This window comes from Streptomyces netropsis (assembly GCF_014203545.1).
Classification (GTDB): domain Bacteria; phylum Actinomycetota; class Actinomycetes; order Streptomycetales; family Streptomycetaceae; genus Streptomyces; species Streptomyces netropsis.
In genome coordinates this window covers 184,287-198,328 of sequence record NZ_JACHJG010000001.1, presented here as the reverse complement: position 1 = coordinate 198,328, position 14,042 = coordinate 184,287, and the positions used below count along the sequence as shown (strand labels likewise).

The window sequence follows — 14,042 nt, the reverse complement described above, 5'->3', positions numbered from 1 at the left end:
AGCCATGGAAATAAGCGGTCGGTCGCATTCCGCTCAGTTGCGGTCAGGACCGTAAGCTCGGGGGCATGACCTGGTCGAAGGCGCTGAAGGACACCGTCCGCACCGGGCTGACGGTCGAGCGGACCAAGTTGCAGCCGCTGGTCGCGGTGCGGGGCGCGGCCGGGGTGGCGATCGTCATCGGGGTCGTGCTGTGGCTCGCCACGCCGACACTGGCGGTGTCGTCGGCGTTCGGGGCCTTCGCCTCCGCGCTGGTGACCTTCCAGCGGAGCTGGCGGCCACGGCCCGTGCTGGCGCTGGCGGTGGCGGCGGGGCTCGCGGTCAGTACGTTCGTGGGGTACATGGCCGCCGCCGACCCGCTCGTGTTCGGGGTGCTGCTGGCCGTCTGGACGCTGCTGGCGGGGATGGCGTGGGCGGTCGGGCCGGTGTCGGGGATGGTCGCGACGCAGACCGTCGCGGTCATGCTCATCACCGTCACGCTGCCGACGTCCGTCGCGGGGGCGCTGCTGCACGCCGGGATCATCGTCTGCGCGGGGGTGGTCCAGGCAGCGCTCATCGTCGTCTTCCCGGTCAGACCCTGGGGGTTGCAGCGCGACGCGCTCGCGGACGCGCTGGCCGCCGAGGCGGACTACGCGCGCCGGCTGCGGCACGACCCGGTGGCGCGGTTCGACGCGCAGCCGCTGATGGACGCCCGCAGCGCCGCCGAACTGACCCCGCGCCAGGCCAGGAACAGACCGCGCCAGTTGGGCGGGCCGCGCGGTGTCGCCGAGCGGCTGCGGCCGGTGCTCGCCTCGCTGGCCGACCCCGTCGTGGGGGCGCCCGCCGAGGGGCCGGAGCGGGACCACGTACGGGATCTGCTGGCCGCCGCCGGGACCGTGCTGGACGCGGTGGCGCGGTCGATCCGGTGGGGCAAGCCGGTGCGGCTGCCGCCGGAGGCGATGGCGGTCCTGGAAGGGGCCGAGTCCGGTTCGATGCTCACGGGGCCGGCCCGCCGCTCCGCGCTGCGGCTGATCGCGCTGCTCGCGGACGCCGTGGAAGCCACCGACGAGCCCGTCAAGGAGGCCCGTCCCGCCAACGGGGAGCCCAAGGGCGCCAAGGCCCCCAAGAAGTCCGGGGAGAAGGAGCAGTACCGCCATCTGCTGCGGCCCACCGTGCCCCGGCTGGTGCCGGTGGGCCTGCGGGCGCTGCGGCGGGAGGCCCGCTGGTCCTCGGCGATCGGGCGGCACGCGGTGCGGGTCGCGGGGGTCTCGCTGGCCGGGTACGCGCTGGGCAGCGCGTTGCCGCTGGGGCACGGTTACTGGGCGCCGATGACCTCGGTCATGGTGATGCGACCGGACTTCGGCCAGACCTATTCGCGCGGGGTCGCGCGCTTCGTCGGGACGCTGGTCGGGGTGTTCGTCGGCGGGCTGGTGATGGCCCTCGCCCACCCCGGCCCGTGGGTGTGCGCGGCGCTCGCCGTGGTCTGCATCGCCCTGATGTATCTGCTGATGCGCACCGGATACAGCGTGGCGTCGGCGTGCATCGCCGCCTACGTCGTCTTCCTGCTCGGCATCGCGGGCGAGGGCTGGTCGCAGACGGTGGAGGAGCGGGTGATCCTGACCCTGCTGGGCGGGCTGCTCGCGATGGCCGCGTACGCGCTCTTCCCGGCCTGGGAGACGCCCAAGCTGCGCGACCGGCTCGCCGACTGGCTGGCCGCCAACGGCCGCTACTCCCTCGCGGTCCTCGACGCGTTCGCCCACCCCGCCGACCGCAAGCCGCGCCGGGTGCGCGAGGCGCTGCTGGACGCCCGGGCCGCGCGCCAGGCCTGGGAGGACGCGGTCGCCCGCGCCCAGCGGGAGCCCGTACGGCACCGGGGGATCTCGCGCAACGCGGAGCGGGGCGCGGAGGCGGCGCTGGCCACGATGGGGCGGGTGACGATGCTGATGGAGGCGCACATCCCGGACCGCGACGCCGCCCCCTCCAAGGAGGCCGAGGAGTTCGCGGCGGCCCTGCGCGCGGCTCTCCCGGACGCCGCCGCGGCCGTCCGGGAACGGCGTGACCTGGACTGGTCGGGGCCCCTCGACGCGTACGGCGCCTGGCAGGCGCGCGTGGGCGAGGAGGGGGTGGCGGTGCGCGCCGCGGAGCTCCTGGTGGACGCCCTCGACGAGCTCGCGGGCGTCCTCTCCCGCGGCCCCGGCGGCCGGAACCGGGCCGCTCGGCGCTAGCCCCTGCCCTTACCGGGCGTGCGCTTGGCCCTGCGGGCCGTGGGGCGCGCACCTCCGCTGCGCGGCGGTCGTCCTCGATCGCCGGACGGGCCGGATTCGGCCGAGCCCGTCCCCAGCAGTCCGCCCGGGGGGCGGAAGCCCAGCCAAAACCAGCCCGTCCGGGGGCACCTCCCAGCGGTAGCCGGGGGAGAGTGAGGACGCGCCCGCAGGGCGCCCGCCGCCGCAGCGGCACAAACCCAGCGGCTATGCCGTGAACAGCCCCTCCAAATGCGCGTCCACCAAACGGAGCGCTTCCGCCCCGGAGACGACCTCCAGCAGGGTGTAGTTCGTCAGGCCGTCGATCAGCGCGATCAGCAGCATCGCCTCGGTGTCGGGGTCGCGGTCGGCGGCGACCTCGCCGCGGGCGATGCCGTCCCGGATCTGGTGGGCGAAGAGGCCGCGCAGGGCGGGGATGCCCTCCTTGGCGTGGCGGCGCAGGCGTTCGTCGTGGACGGCCCGTACGAAGTAGGCGATCTGGACGAGGTTGCCGGTGCGGCTGCTGTCGTCCAGGGGAAGCATCTCCACCGCCGATTCGCGCAGGATGTCGCGCGGGGCGGGGGTCTCGGCGAGGGCGTGGACGCGCTCGCCGATGCGGCGGGCCGCGAGGGCGCTGATGTGGTCGAGGGCGAAGACGAGCATCTCGTCCTTGCTGGAGAAGTAGTGCTGCAACTGCCCCAGCGAGATGCCCGCCTCGGCCGCGACGTCGCGCAGGCTCGCGCCGTCGAGCCCGCGCTCGCTCGCGATCCGCCAGAGGGCCTCCGCGATCTTCCGGCGGCGTTCCTCGTGGTCCACCCGCTTGGGCACTGGCGCCCCTTCCTCATTTTTACAGGTCAAGTGTATTGCTATACCTTAACCCCTGCCAATACGATTGACTTGTAAAAGATACGGGGGCGGTCATGGTCGAACACCGGCACCACACGCGCGTCAGGCTCCGGCCGCCGCGCAACAGCGTCGATCCCCGCGCCCGGCGCTGGTGGACCGTGCAGTCGCTGGTCACCGTCAGCGGCCCGCTGCTGCTGACCGCCCTCACGCTGTTCGTGCTGTCCCTCCTCTTCTTCCCCGGCGCCCTGCCCTGGCTCGGCCCGCTGCTGCTCGTCGTCCTCGTGCTGCCCGCGCTGGCCTACACGCTGACCATGCCGGGCTGGCGGTACCGCGTGCACGCCTGGGAGCTGGGGGACACCGCGGTCTACGCCGCGAGCGGCTGGTTCTGGCAGAAGCGCCGAATAGCCCCGCTCTCCCGCGTCCAGACCGTCGACACCGGGCGCGGCCCGATCCAGCAGTACTTCGGCCTCGCCACGGTCACCGTCACCACCGCCTCCACGGCGGGCGACGTGAAGATCGCGGGCCTCTCCGACGCCGACGCCCGGCTGCTGGCCGAGCGCATCACCGCCGCCGCCCGCACCGTCCCGGGGGACGCCGCGTGACCGGGCGGGACACCGACGGCTGGCGGTCGCTCGACGCCCGCACCCTCCTCGTGCACTGCGCCTGGATGGCCGCGCCGCTGGGCTCCCTGGCCCTGACCGCGCTCGCCACCGGCGGTGACCTGGATCTCCGCGGCTGGATCACCCTCGGTGTCATCGGGGTCGTCTTCGCCGTCATCACCACCGCCGGGTTCGTCACGTGGTCGCGCACCCGCTACCGCGTCACCGGCGACTCCCTCGAACTGCGCACGGGCCTGTTCACCCGGCGGCTGCGGTCGGTCCCGCTGCACCGCGTGCGCAACGTCGACCTGACCGCCAACCCCGTGCAGCGCGTCCTGGGGCTCACGGTCCTGCGGGCGGGCACGGCCGGTTCGGCGGGCGGCCGCAGCGAGCTGTCCCTGGACGCCCTGTCCAGGCCCGAGGCCGTGCGGCTGCGGGCCGAACTCCTGGCCCGCGCCGGGGCCGTGAGCGCCCAGGACCCGGTGCTCGCCACCGCCGATCCGCGCCGGCTGCGCTACGCGCCGCTCACGTTCTGGGTGTTCGGAGGTGTCTTCGCCGCGTTGGGTGCCGTGTGGAGGGTCTTCGACGGGATAGGGATCAAGCCCTGGCGGATCGGCTTCGTCCGCCGGTCGTTCGAGGAGTTCGGCCACAGCGCGCTGTGGCTCACCGTCCCGCTTGCCCTGCTCGCGGTGGTGGTGACCGGCGTGATCGGCTCGGTGCTGCTCTACGCCGAGAACTGGGGGAGGTACCGCCTGGAGTGGACCGACGAGGCGACCCTCGGCGTCCGTCACGGCCTGCTGACGACCCGTTCCGTCTCCATCGAGCGGGCCAGGCTGCGCGGAGTGGCCCTGCGCGAGCCGATGCTGCTGCGCGCGGGCGGCGGGGCGAGCGTACGGGCGGTCGCGGGCGGCCTCGGCAACCGCGAGGAGAACCGCAAGCGCAGCGCCGTCCTGCCGCCCGCCTCCCGCGCCGAGGCGCTGCGGGTGTGCGCGGGGGTGCTGGGCGAGGAGGTCCCGACGGACGGGCTGCTCCCCCACCCGCGGGTGGCCCTGCGGCGGCGGGTCGTGCGCGCGCTGACGTGGTGCGTGCTGCCGCCGACGGTGGCGCTGGCCGTGCTGGGGTGGCTGCTCACACCCGTACTGCTGTACTGCGCGGCGGGCTACGCGCTGCTCGCGACCCCGGTCGCCTGCCATCTCGCGCGCGATGCCTACCGTGCGCTCGGGCACGCGGTGCGGGGCCGCCATCTCGTCGTGCGGTCCGGCACGTTCGGCCGGGAGACCGTCACCCTGCGCCGGGACGCGGTGCTGGCGTGGACGTTCTCGGACACGCCGTTCTCCCGCCGGTCCGGGGTGGTCACCGTGACGGCCGGGGTCGCGGCGGGCGAGGACGGATACCGCATCCGGGACATGTCGGCCACGGAGGCGGCGGGCTTCGCGGACACGGCGACGCCGGGGATCGTGACGGAGTTCCTGGACGGATCACCGCTCGCCGATCACCCCCGCAACGCGAGTGACGAGGCGCGCATATAGGGCACACCGGTGCAGTTGAGGCACACGTGAGGTGCTTCACACCGGGCCTGCGGCGGACTGATCCACGGCCCGTCGCCGGGCCCGGCCCGGCGCGCCGTCGATCTTCCAGAAACCCGCCCTGAGCTGGATGTTCGCCGCAGGCACCCACCCTCGCCCGGCAGCCTGGGGCCGCGCGCCGCCACCCGCGCGCATCCGCCGTTTCGATCTTTCCGCCCGAACCGATCTCCACATTCTTGTTATTGGATGAGCGGCTTCGGGTCTCCCATGTGTCGGGACGGCAATCGACTCAGGTGCGGAAAGAGGTGGACGGGACGTGCGGAGTGACAGCGTGACCGTGGCCGTGATCGAGGCGGCGCGGGCCGGGAACACCGCCGCGCAGGACGAACTCGTCGCCGCGTACCTGCCGCTGGTCTACAACATCGTCGGCCGCGCGCTGAACGGGCACGCGGACGTCGACGACGTGGTCCAGGAGACCATGCTCCGCATGATCAACGGCCTTGACGGGCTACGGGATCCGGCCTCCTGCCGGTCGTGGCTCGTCGCGATCACGATGAACCAGATACGCAGCCACTGGCGGGACGGACAACGCGAGGAGACCCCCGTGGGCGGACTCCAGGAGGTCGGCCGCGAAGTGCCGGATCCCGGTGCCGACTTCGTCGACCTCACCATCGTGCGACTGGGCCTGTCGGGCCAGCGGCGCGAGGTCGCGGAGGCCACCCGCTGGCTGGACGACGGGGACCGGGACGTGCTGTCCCTGTGGTGGCTGGAGGCCGCGGGCGAGCTGAGCCGCGCCGAGGTCGCCGCCGCCCTGGACCTCTCCCCGCAGCACACCGCCGTGCGCGTCCAGCGCTGCAAGGCCCAGCTCGATGTCGCCCGGGGCGTCGTACGGGCGCTCGCCGCCACCCCGCGCTGCCAGGAGCTCGCCGAGCTCGTCGGGCCCTGGGACGGCACCCCCTCCGCGCTGTGGCGCAAGCGCCTCGCCCGGCACACGCGCGGCTGCGCGGGCTGCGGTGGCGCCGGGGCGTCCCTCGTCCCCGCCGAGGGGCTGCTCGTCGGCCTCGGCCTGGTGCCCGTCTCGGGCGCGCTGCTCGGGTGGTGGGGCGGCGGCTCCGTGCTCGACACCCAGCCGGTGGCCTACTCCGCGCCCCCGGACCCCGCCCCGTACACCGACCCGCACACCTCCGTCCTCGCGTCCCCGACACCGGAACCGTCCCCGATACCGAATCAGGCCGCTATGCCGAATCGTTCCTCCATACCGAACCAGCCCTCCGCTCCCCGCAGCCACCGCGCCCGCACCAACCGCACCGCCGTACGGGCGGGCATCGGGGCCGGGGTGCTCGCCCTGCTCGGCGGCGCCGTCGTGGGCGGCTCGTACCTCTTCTCCGACTCCTCCGAGAGCATCGAGCCGAAGACCGCGAGCGCCCCCGGCCAGGCCGTGCCCTTCGGGGACCGCACCCCGTCGCCGATCAAGACCGACGCCAGTGCTTCCGCCAAGCCCTCCCCCTCCGGCAGCCCGTCGGCGTCCAAGAAGCCGTCGCCCAAGGCCTCCCCCTCGGCCAAGTCGGCGGCGCCCGAGCCGAGCGCCACGACGTCGAAGCCCAAGCCCGAGGCCGCCCCGGCCCGCCCGAAGCCCAAGCCGAAGCCGCCCACCGGCAACACGGGCGGCGGCAGCACCGCGCAGCAGGTCGTGAACCTGGTCAACGAGGAGCGCGCCAAGGTGGGTTGCTCCGCGCTGACGATCAACCCGCAGCTGACCACGGCTGCCCAGCGGCACTCCGACGACATGGCCGCCCGCGACTACATGGACCACACCAACCCCGACGGCCAGGGCCCGGGTGAGCGGATCACCGCCGCCGGCTACCGCTGGAGCACGTACGGCGAGAACGTCGCCGCCGGGCAGAGCGGTCCGGCGGCCGTCATGAACTCCTGGATGAACAGCTCCGGCCACCGCCAGAACATCCTCAACTGCTCGTTCAAGGAGATCGGCGTGGGCGTCGCCTCCGACTCCGGCGGCCCGAAGTGGACCCAGGTCTTCGGCGCCCGCTGATCACGGACCCGGGCGTCGCGCCCGCCACCGGTGGGCCGGGCTACCGCCCCGCCCACCGGCCGAGCGCCGCCTCGGCGCGGGCCCGGGCCTCCGGCGTCAGGTCCGTGAGCCGCGCGCGGTGGTTGGCCGTAGCGACCTCCACGTACGCGTCGCGGCTGCCGCGGCCGAGCCGGAAGCGTTCGGCCGTGGCCGGGTCGTTCTCGCCGTAGACGAAGAGCAGTTCACTGCCGTGGCGGCGCACCCAGCGGTCGACGTCGGCCATCGCGCCCGGCTGGAAGCGCAGCGGGACGTCCCGGGGGACGTAGCTGCGGACGTCCTGGACGCCGGGGTGGCGGAGCAGTCCGTCCAGGTGCGGGGCCCGGTACTGCGGGTATCCGAGCTGGGTGCCCAGCTGGTGGAAGTACGGGGTCAGGGGCGCGAGCACCTGGTCGGTGTAGTTCTTCAGACCGGACGTCGCGTCCAGCCAGGCGTACAGCTCGTCCGTCGAGGCGGTGGGCGCCGGGACCTCCGCGCACTTGGTGGCGTCGCCGTACTGCCAGAACATCGGCACGGCGCGCAGCACGGCGAGTTCGAGCGCCCGGTCCGCGCCGCCGACCGTGGTGAACGTCCGCCGCTCCTTCGCCGCCCACGCGTCGTAGCGGTGCACCAGCTCCGTGCGCCGCACCAGCGCCTCCCGCTGTGCCGCCTTGAGCGCGGCGCGGCAGGACGGGGTGCCCAGCCGCTCGACGAGCGCGTCGTACGCGGTGTCGTCGCGGTCGTCGGTGTTGTTCGGGGCGGAGTAGGCGACGGTGCCGTTCACGTCGCGGGGGTAGAAGCGGCGGTGGTAGACGGAGGTCATGCCGCCCTTGCTGCCGCCGGTGGAGATCCACGGCCCGCCGTACAGCGCCTTGAGCGCCTGGATCAGCCGGTGGTGGTCGCTCGCCGCCTGCCAGATGTCCAGCGTCGAGTAGTCCACGGCCCCGGACTCGGGCCGGGACGTGCCGAAGTACCGCTGCTCGGTGGAGATCTGGTTGCCGTCGACGAGCTTGGTGGGCTCGGAGCGGAACGCGGGGTCCGCGCCCAGCGCGTAGCCCGTCGTGTACAGCACCATCGGCTGCCGGACGGACTTGTGCAGCAGGGTCAGCCGCTGCTCGAACGTCCCCCGCTCGGGGTGGCGGTGGTCCACGGGCTGCCGGTAGCTCAGCTCGAAGTAGCGGTAGCCGGGGGCGGCGGGCTTCTCACCGGTCAGCCGCATGCCGGGCACGGCCTCGACCCTGGCCCGGATGTCACCGTCGGGCGTCTCCTCCGCGGCCCCCGCCTGCGTCGTGGGGACCAGCAGCCCGGCGAGCAGGCCGAGGGTGACGAGACGGCGGCGCATCCGGGTGCGCGTGTGGTTCCTCATGCCCGCCAGTCAACCGGCGGGGTCACCCCGCCGGACCCCCCGCGCGCGTGAGCGGCCTCCCCCACGTGGGGGAGGCCGCTCACGTCAGGTCAGCGGTGGCTGGGGAAGCCCAGGTCGACGCCGCCGTCCTCGGGGTTCGGCCAGCGGGTGGTGACGACCTTGCCGCGGGTGTAGAAGTGCACGCCGTCGTTGCCGTAGATGTGGTGGTCGCCGAAGATCGAGTCCTTCCAGCCGCCGAAGGAGTGGTAGCCGACCGGCACCGGGATGGGGACGTTGACGCCCACCATGCCCGCCTGGACCTCCAGTTGGAAGCGGCGGGCCGCGCCGCCGTCGCGGGTGAAGATGGCGGTGCCGTTGCCCCACGGCGAGGCGTTGATCAGGGCGATGCCCTCCTCGTACGTGGCGGCGCGCAGCACGCACAGGACGGGGCCGAAGATCTCGTCGCGGTAGGCGTCCGCGTCCGTGGACACCTTGTCCAGGAGGGACAGGCCGATCCAGTGGCCGTCCTCGTAGCCCTCGACCGTGAAGCCGGTGCCGTCGAGGACGACCTCGGCGCCCTGGGCGGCCGCGCCGTGGACGTAGGAGGCGACCTTGTCGCGGTGCGCCTTGGTGATGAGGGGGCCCATCTCGGACGTGGGGTCGTCACCGGGGCCGATCTTGATCTTCTCGGCGCGGTCGCGGATCTTCGCCACGAGCGCGTCGCCCGTGTCGCCCACCGCTACGACGGCCGAGATCGCCATGCAGCGCTCGCCGGCCGAGCCGTAGGCGGCCGAGACGGCCGCGTCGGCGGCGGCGTCGAGGTCGGCGTCGGGGAGGACCAGCATGTGGTTCTTGGCGCCGCCGAGGGCCTGGACGCGCTTGCCGTGGGACGTGGCCACGCCGTGGATGTGGCGGGCGATGGGCGTGGAGCCGACGAAGGAGACCGCCGCGACGTCCGGGTGCTCCAGGAGCCGGTCGACGGCGACCTTGTCGCCGTGCACGACGTTCAGCACACCGTCCGGCAGCCCGGCCTCGGCGGCGAGTTCGGCCAGGCGCAGCGCGGCCGAGGGGTCCTTCTCGCTCGGCTTGAGGACGAAGGTGTTGCCGCAGGCGACGGCGAGCGGGAACATCCACATCGGCACCATGGCCGGGAAGTTGAAGGGCGTGATGCCCGCGACGACGCCGAGCGGCTGGCGGATCGAGGCGACGTCCACGCCGCCGGACACCTGGGTGGACAGCTCGCCCTTGAGCTGGAGGGTGATCCCGCAGGCCAGCTCGACGATCTCCAGGCCGCGGGCGACCTCGCCGAGGGCGTCGGAGTGCACCTTGCCGTGCTCGGCGGTGATGAGCTCGGCGAGTTCGTCGCGGTGGGCGTCGAGCAGGGCGCGGTAGCGGAACAGCACCGCCGTGCGCGCCGCCAGCGAGGACGTGCCCCACGTGCCGAACGCGGCCTTGGCCGCCGCGACGGCCGCGTCGACCTCCTCGGCCGACGCGAACGCGACCTCGGTGGTGACGGCGCCGGTGGCCGGGTCGGTGACCTGGCCGAACGCGCCGGAGGCACCCTCGACGGACTTGCCGCCGATCCAGTGGTTGACGGTCTTCATCTGCTGCGACCTCTCTTACGTTCCAAGGTAACGGCGGCGGGCGGCGGCGTGACGCTCGTACTCCTGGCGGGCCCTGACGGCCGCCGGGCGGGTCGCGGTCTCGGCGACAGGCACATCCCACCACGCCTGGGCGGGGGGCGCCCCGGACACACTGTCGGCTGTTTCGGTCTCCACATAGACACATGTGGGCCGGTCCGAGGCGCGCGCTTCCGCGAGCGCCGTGCGCAGCTCACCGGCCGTGCGGGCGCGCAGCACGGCCATCCCGAGGGAGGCGGCGTTGGCGGCCAGGTCCACGGGCAGCGGGTCGCCGGAGTACGTGCCGTCGGGGGCCCGGTAGCGGTAGGCCGTGCCGAAGCGCTCGCCGCCGACCGCCTCCGAGAGGCCGCCGATGGAGGCGTAGCCGTGGTTCTGGACCAGGACGACCTTGATCGCGATGCCTTCCTGCACGGCGGTGACGAGCTCGGTCGGCATCATCAGATACGTGCCGTCGCCGACGAGCGCCCACACGGGCCGGTCGGGGGCGGCCAGGCGGACGCCGATGGCGGCCGGGATCTCGTAGCCCATGCAGGAGTAGCCGTACTCCAGGTGGTACTGGCGGCGGGAGCGGGCCCGCCACAGCTTGTGCAGATCGCCGGGGAGCGAGCCCGCCGCGTTGACGATCACGTCCTCGTCGCCGACGACGGCGTCCAGCGCGCCGAGCACCTGGGCCTGGGTGGGGCGGGCGTCGGGGTCCGCCACCGCGTAGGCGCGCTCGACCTCCGACTCCCAGGCGGCCTTCCCGGCGGCGTACTCGGCCTCGTACGGCGCCGGGACCCGGTATCCGGCCAGGCCCTCGGTGAGCGCCCGGAGCCCGGCGCGGGCGTCGGCGACCAGCGGCAGGGCGGCGAGCTTGTGGGCGTCGAAGGAGGTGATGTTCAGGTTGACGAAGCGGACGCCGGGCGCGAAGAGGGTCGCGGAGGCGGTGGTGAAGTCGCTGTAGCGGGTGCCGACGCCGATGACCACGTCGGCGGTGCGGGCCAGTTCGTCGGCGACGGCCGTGCCGGTGTGGCCGATGCCGCCGACGTCCGCGGGGTGGTCGTGGCGCAGCGAGCCCTTGCCCGCCTGGGTCGAGGCGACGGGGATGCCGGTCGCCTCGGCCAGGGCGCGCAGGGCGTCCTCGGCCTCGCTGTGGTGGACGCCGCCGCCCGCGACGATCAGGGGCCGCCGGGCGGCCCGTACGGCCGCCGCCGCCTCGGCGGTCGCGGCCGGGTCGGGCGCCGGGCGGCGTACGTGCCAGACGCGGTCGGCGAAGAACTCCTCGGGCCAGTCGTACGCCTCGGCCTGGACGTCCTGGGGCAGGGCGAGGGTGACGGCCCCGGTCTCGACCGGGTCGGCCAGCACCCGCATCGCCTGGAGGGCTGCGGGGATCAGCGCCTCGGGGCGGGTGATCCGGTCGAAGTACCGCGACACCGGGCGCAGACAGTCGTTGACGGAGACGTCGCCCGCGCCGGGGTGTTCGAGCTGCTGGAGGACGGGGTCGGCGGGCCGGGTGGCGAAGGTGTCGCCGGGCAGCAGCAGGACGGGCAGCCGGTTGATCGTGGCGAGCGCGGCACCGGTGACGAGGTTGGTGGCGCCGGGGCCGATGGAGGTGGTGACGGCGTGCGCGGCGAGCCGGTCGCGCTGGCGGGCGTAGCCGACGGCGGCGTGGACCATGGCCTGTTCGTTGCGGCCCTGGAGGTAGGGCAGGGCACCCTCGGACTCCAGCAGCGCCTGCCCGATGCCGGCGACGTTGCCGTGGCCGAAGATCCCCCAGCAGGCGTCGATCAGCCGCTGCCGCCTGCCGTCGCGCTCGGTGTACTGGTGGGCGAGGAACGCGACGAGGGCCTGCGCGACCGTGAGCCGTCGGGTCATCGGGCTTCTCCCTGGGCGGGTTCCTGCGGGGCGGGTTCCTGCGGGGCGGGGTAGAGGGGCAGACGCGGGTCCACGGGCTGCTCGGGCCAGGTCCCGCGGATCCAGGCGTGGTCGGGGTGGTCGCAGATCAGCCACTGCCGCTCGGCGCCCGGCCCGGCCATCACGTTGAGGTAGTACATGTCGTGGCCGGGGGCGGCCATGGACGGGCCGTGCCAGCCGTCGGGGATCAGCACGGCGTCACCGCTGCGGACCTCGGCGAGGACGTCGGTCCCCTTCTCCCGCGACGGCGACACCCGCTGGTAGCCGAGGCCGGTGTCGTCGCCGGCGATCTCGAAGTAGTAGATCTCCTCCAGCTCCGACTCCAGGCCGGGGCGGTGCTCGTCGTGCTTGTGCGGCGGGTAGGAGGACCAGTTGCCGCCGGGGGTGAGCACTTCGACGGCGATGAGCCGGTCGCACTCGAAGACGCCCGCGGCGGCGAAGTTGTTGACCTGCCGGGAGCAGTTCCCGGTGCCGCGCAGCTCGACGGGCACGCCGGAGGCGGGCCCGTAACGGGCGGGCAGCCGGCGCTCGCAGCGCGCCCCGGCGAGCGCGAACCGGCCTCCGGCCGGGGCGGTGACGGTGGCGTGCGCGTCGCGCGGCAGGTAGGCGAAGTCGGTGACGGCGCTGAACACTCCGTCACGGCCGTGGAGTTCGAAGGACTCGCCGCTGTCGATGACGACCGTGCAGCCGCCGCTGAGGGGGAGCACGATCCATTCGCTGTCGCCGGTGGGGAAGGTGTGGCTGCCGTTTTGGGGCAGCGTCAGGGTGCGCAGGGAGGAGTAGCGCCAGTCGGCGCGGTCGGGGGTGATGTCCACGGCGTAGTCCGTACCGGTTGCGGTCCCCGCCGGTACGTGTGGGTCAGCGAAGGTCATGCGCTCCTCGTCTCGTGGCTCGCGTGAGGGAAACCGGGGCTCCGCCCCGGACCCCGGTCCGGGGTCGCCGGACCGGAGCCCCGGTTACGGGAAGGGGCGGGGCTGGGGAAGGTCTCTCGGCCCGTCACAGCAACCCCACCGCCGTATCCACCGCACCGGCCACATCCCCGTCGGAGGGATACAGCAGGGCCCGCCCCACCACCAGCCCCTGGACCGTCGGCAGACGGAGCGCCGCCCGCCATCTCTCGTACGCCGCGTCCTGGTCGTCGCCCACGTCGCCGCCCAGCAGGACGGCCGGGAGGGTGGAGGTCTCCATCACCCGCGCCATGTCGTCGGCGTCGTCGGTGACGGGCACCTTGAGCCAGGTGTAGGCGGAGGTGCCGGCCAGGCCGGAGGCGATGGCGATGGACTTGGTGACGGCCTCGGCGCTCAGGTCGTTGTGGACCTTGCCCGCGACGCGCCGGGAGAGGAAGGGTTCGACGAACACGGGCAACCGGTGGGCTGCCATGTCGTCGATGGCGCGCGCAGTGGCGACCATCGTGCTCAGCGAGCCGTGGTCGTCGTAGTCGATGCGCAGCAGCAGCTTGCCCGCGTCGAAGCCGAGTCCGGCCAGGTCGGCGGCGCGGTGGCCGGTGAAGCGGTCGTCCATCTCGAAGGCCGCGCCGGCGAGACCGCCGCGGTTCATGGACCCGACCACGACCTTGTGTTCGAGGGCGCCGAGCAGCAGCAGGTCGTCGAGGATGTCGGCGGTGCCGAGGACGCCGTCCACGCCGGGGCGGGAGAGCGCGAGGCACAACCGTTCCAGCAGGTCGGCCCGGTTGGCCATGGCGTGGGCGCGGTCGCCGACGGCGAGGACGCCGCGCGCGGTGTGGTCGGCGGCGATGATCAGGAGTCGGCCGTTGGCGCCGACCAGCGGGCGCCGGGCCCGGCGGGCCGCCGCCTCGGCGACGGCCTCGGGATGCCTGCTCCGCACCTTCACGAGGTCGGAGATACCGATGGTGCTCACGAGGTGCCCTCTTTCACTGGCGGGGGTCCTGGGC

At 73.9% G+C, this 14,042-nt stretch carries 10 protein-coding genes; 4 read left to right on the top strand and 6 right to left on the bottom strand.

The window, feature by feature from the left end:
- Window positions 1–65 precede the first annotated feature (65 nt).
- Window positions 66–2,201, top strand: a complete 2,136-nt coding sequence (locus FHS38_RS00930) for an FUSC family protein (protein WP_184729661.1) — start codon at window positions 66–68, stop codon at window positions 2,199–2,201.
- Between the two features lie 243 nt (window positions 2,202–2,444).
- On the opposite strand, the gene FHS38_RS00925 is transcribed toward FHS38_RS00930, so the two are convergent.
- The gene (locus FHS38_RS00925; RefSeq protein WP_184729659.1) at window positions 2,445–3,044 is read right to left on the bottom strand and encodes a TetR/AcrR family transcriptional regulator; all 600 of its coding nucleotides are present in this window, start codon (window positions 3,042–3,044) and stop codon (window positions 2,445–2,447) included.
- 92 nt (window positions 3,045–3,136) lie between these two features.
- Here FHS38_RS00925 and FHS38_RS00920 point away from each other — a divergent pair, with 92 nt between their 5' ends.
- From FHS38_RS00920 to FHS38_RS00910, 3 genes are all read left to right on the top strand, one after another.
- Window positions 3,137–3,664, top strand: a complete 528-nt coding sequence (locus tag FHS38_RS00920; RefSeq protein WP_184729657.1) for a PH domain-containing protein — start codon at window positions 3,137–3,139, stop codon at window positions 3,662–3,664.
- Entirely contained in the window at window positions 3,661–5,190 is a 1,530-nt protein-coding gene (locus tag FHS38_RS00915) for a PH domain-containing protein (protein WP_229821902.1), read from the top strand. Before FHS38_RS00920 ends, FHS38_RS00915 begins: the two co-directional genes overlap by 4 nt.
- Window positions 5,191–5,503: 313 nt before the next feature.
- Window positions 5,504–7,237 (top strand): sigma-70 family RNA polymerase sigma factor, encoded by a 1,734-nt coding sequence (locus tag FHS38_RS00910; RefSeq protein WP_229821903.1) that lies wholly within the window; start codon window positions 5,504–5,506, stop codon window positions 7,235–7,237.
- A 40-nt stretch (window positions 7,238–7,277) separates the two neighbouring features.
- Here the strand turns inward: FHS38_RS00910 and FHS38_RS00905 are convergent, their stop codons facing one another.
- From FHS38_RS00905 to FHS38_RS00885, 5 genes are all read right to left on the bottom strand, one after another.
- Window positions 7,278–8,618, bottom strand: coding sequence for a S28 family serine protease (locus FHS38_RS00905; protein ID WP_184729655.1), 1,341 nt, complete (start codon window positions 8,616–8,618; stop codon window positions 7,278–7,280).
- A gap of 89 nt (window positions 8,619–8,707) precedes the next feature.
- Window positions 8,708–10,201 carry a CoA-acylating methylmalonate-semialdehyde dehydrogenase gene (locus FHS38_RS00900; RefSeq protein ID WP_184729653.1) on the bottom strand — a complete coding sequence of 498 codons (1,494 nt, stop codon included), beginning with the start codon at window positions 10,199–10,201 and terminating at the stop codon, window positions 8,708–8,710.
- Between the two features lie 15 nt (window positions 10,202–10,216).
- A complete protein-coding gene (gene iolD / locus FHS38_RS00895) occupies window positions 10,217–12,091 on the bottom strand; it encodes a 3D-(3,5/4)-trihydroxycyclohexane-1,2-dione acylhydrolase (decyclizing) (protein ID WP_184729651.1) in 1,875 nt (624 codons plus the stop codon).
- A complete protein-coding gene (gene iolB / locus FHS38_RS00890) occupies window positions 12,088–13,002 on the bottom strand; it encodes a 5-deoxy-glucuronate isomerase (protein ID WP_184729649.1) in 915 nt (304 codons plus the stop codon). The genes iolD and iolB overlap by 4 nt, the downstream gene beginning before the upstream one ends.
- Before the next feature lie 124 nt (window positions 13,003–13,126).
- Window positions 13,127–14,008, bottom strand: a complete 882-nt coding sequence (locus FHS38_RS00885; protein ID WP_184729647.1) for a Cgl0159 family (beta/alpha)8-fold protein — start codon at window positions 14,006–14,008, stop codon at window positions 13,127–13,129.
- Window positions 14,009–14,042: the final 34 nt, after the last annotated feature.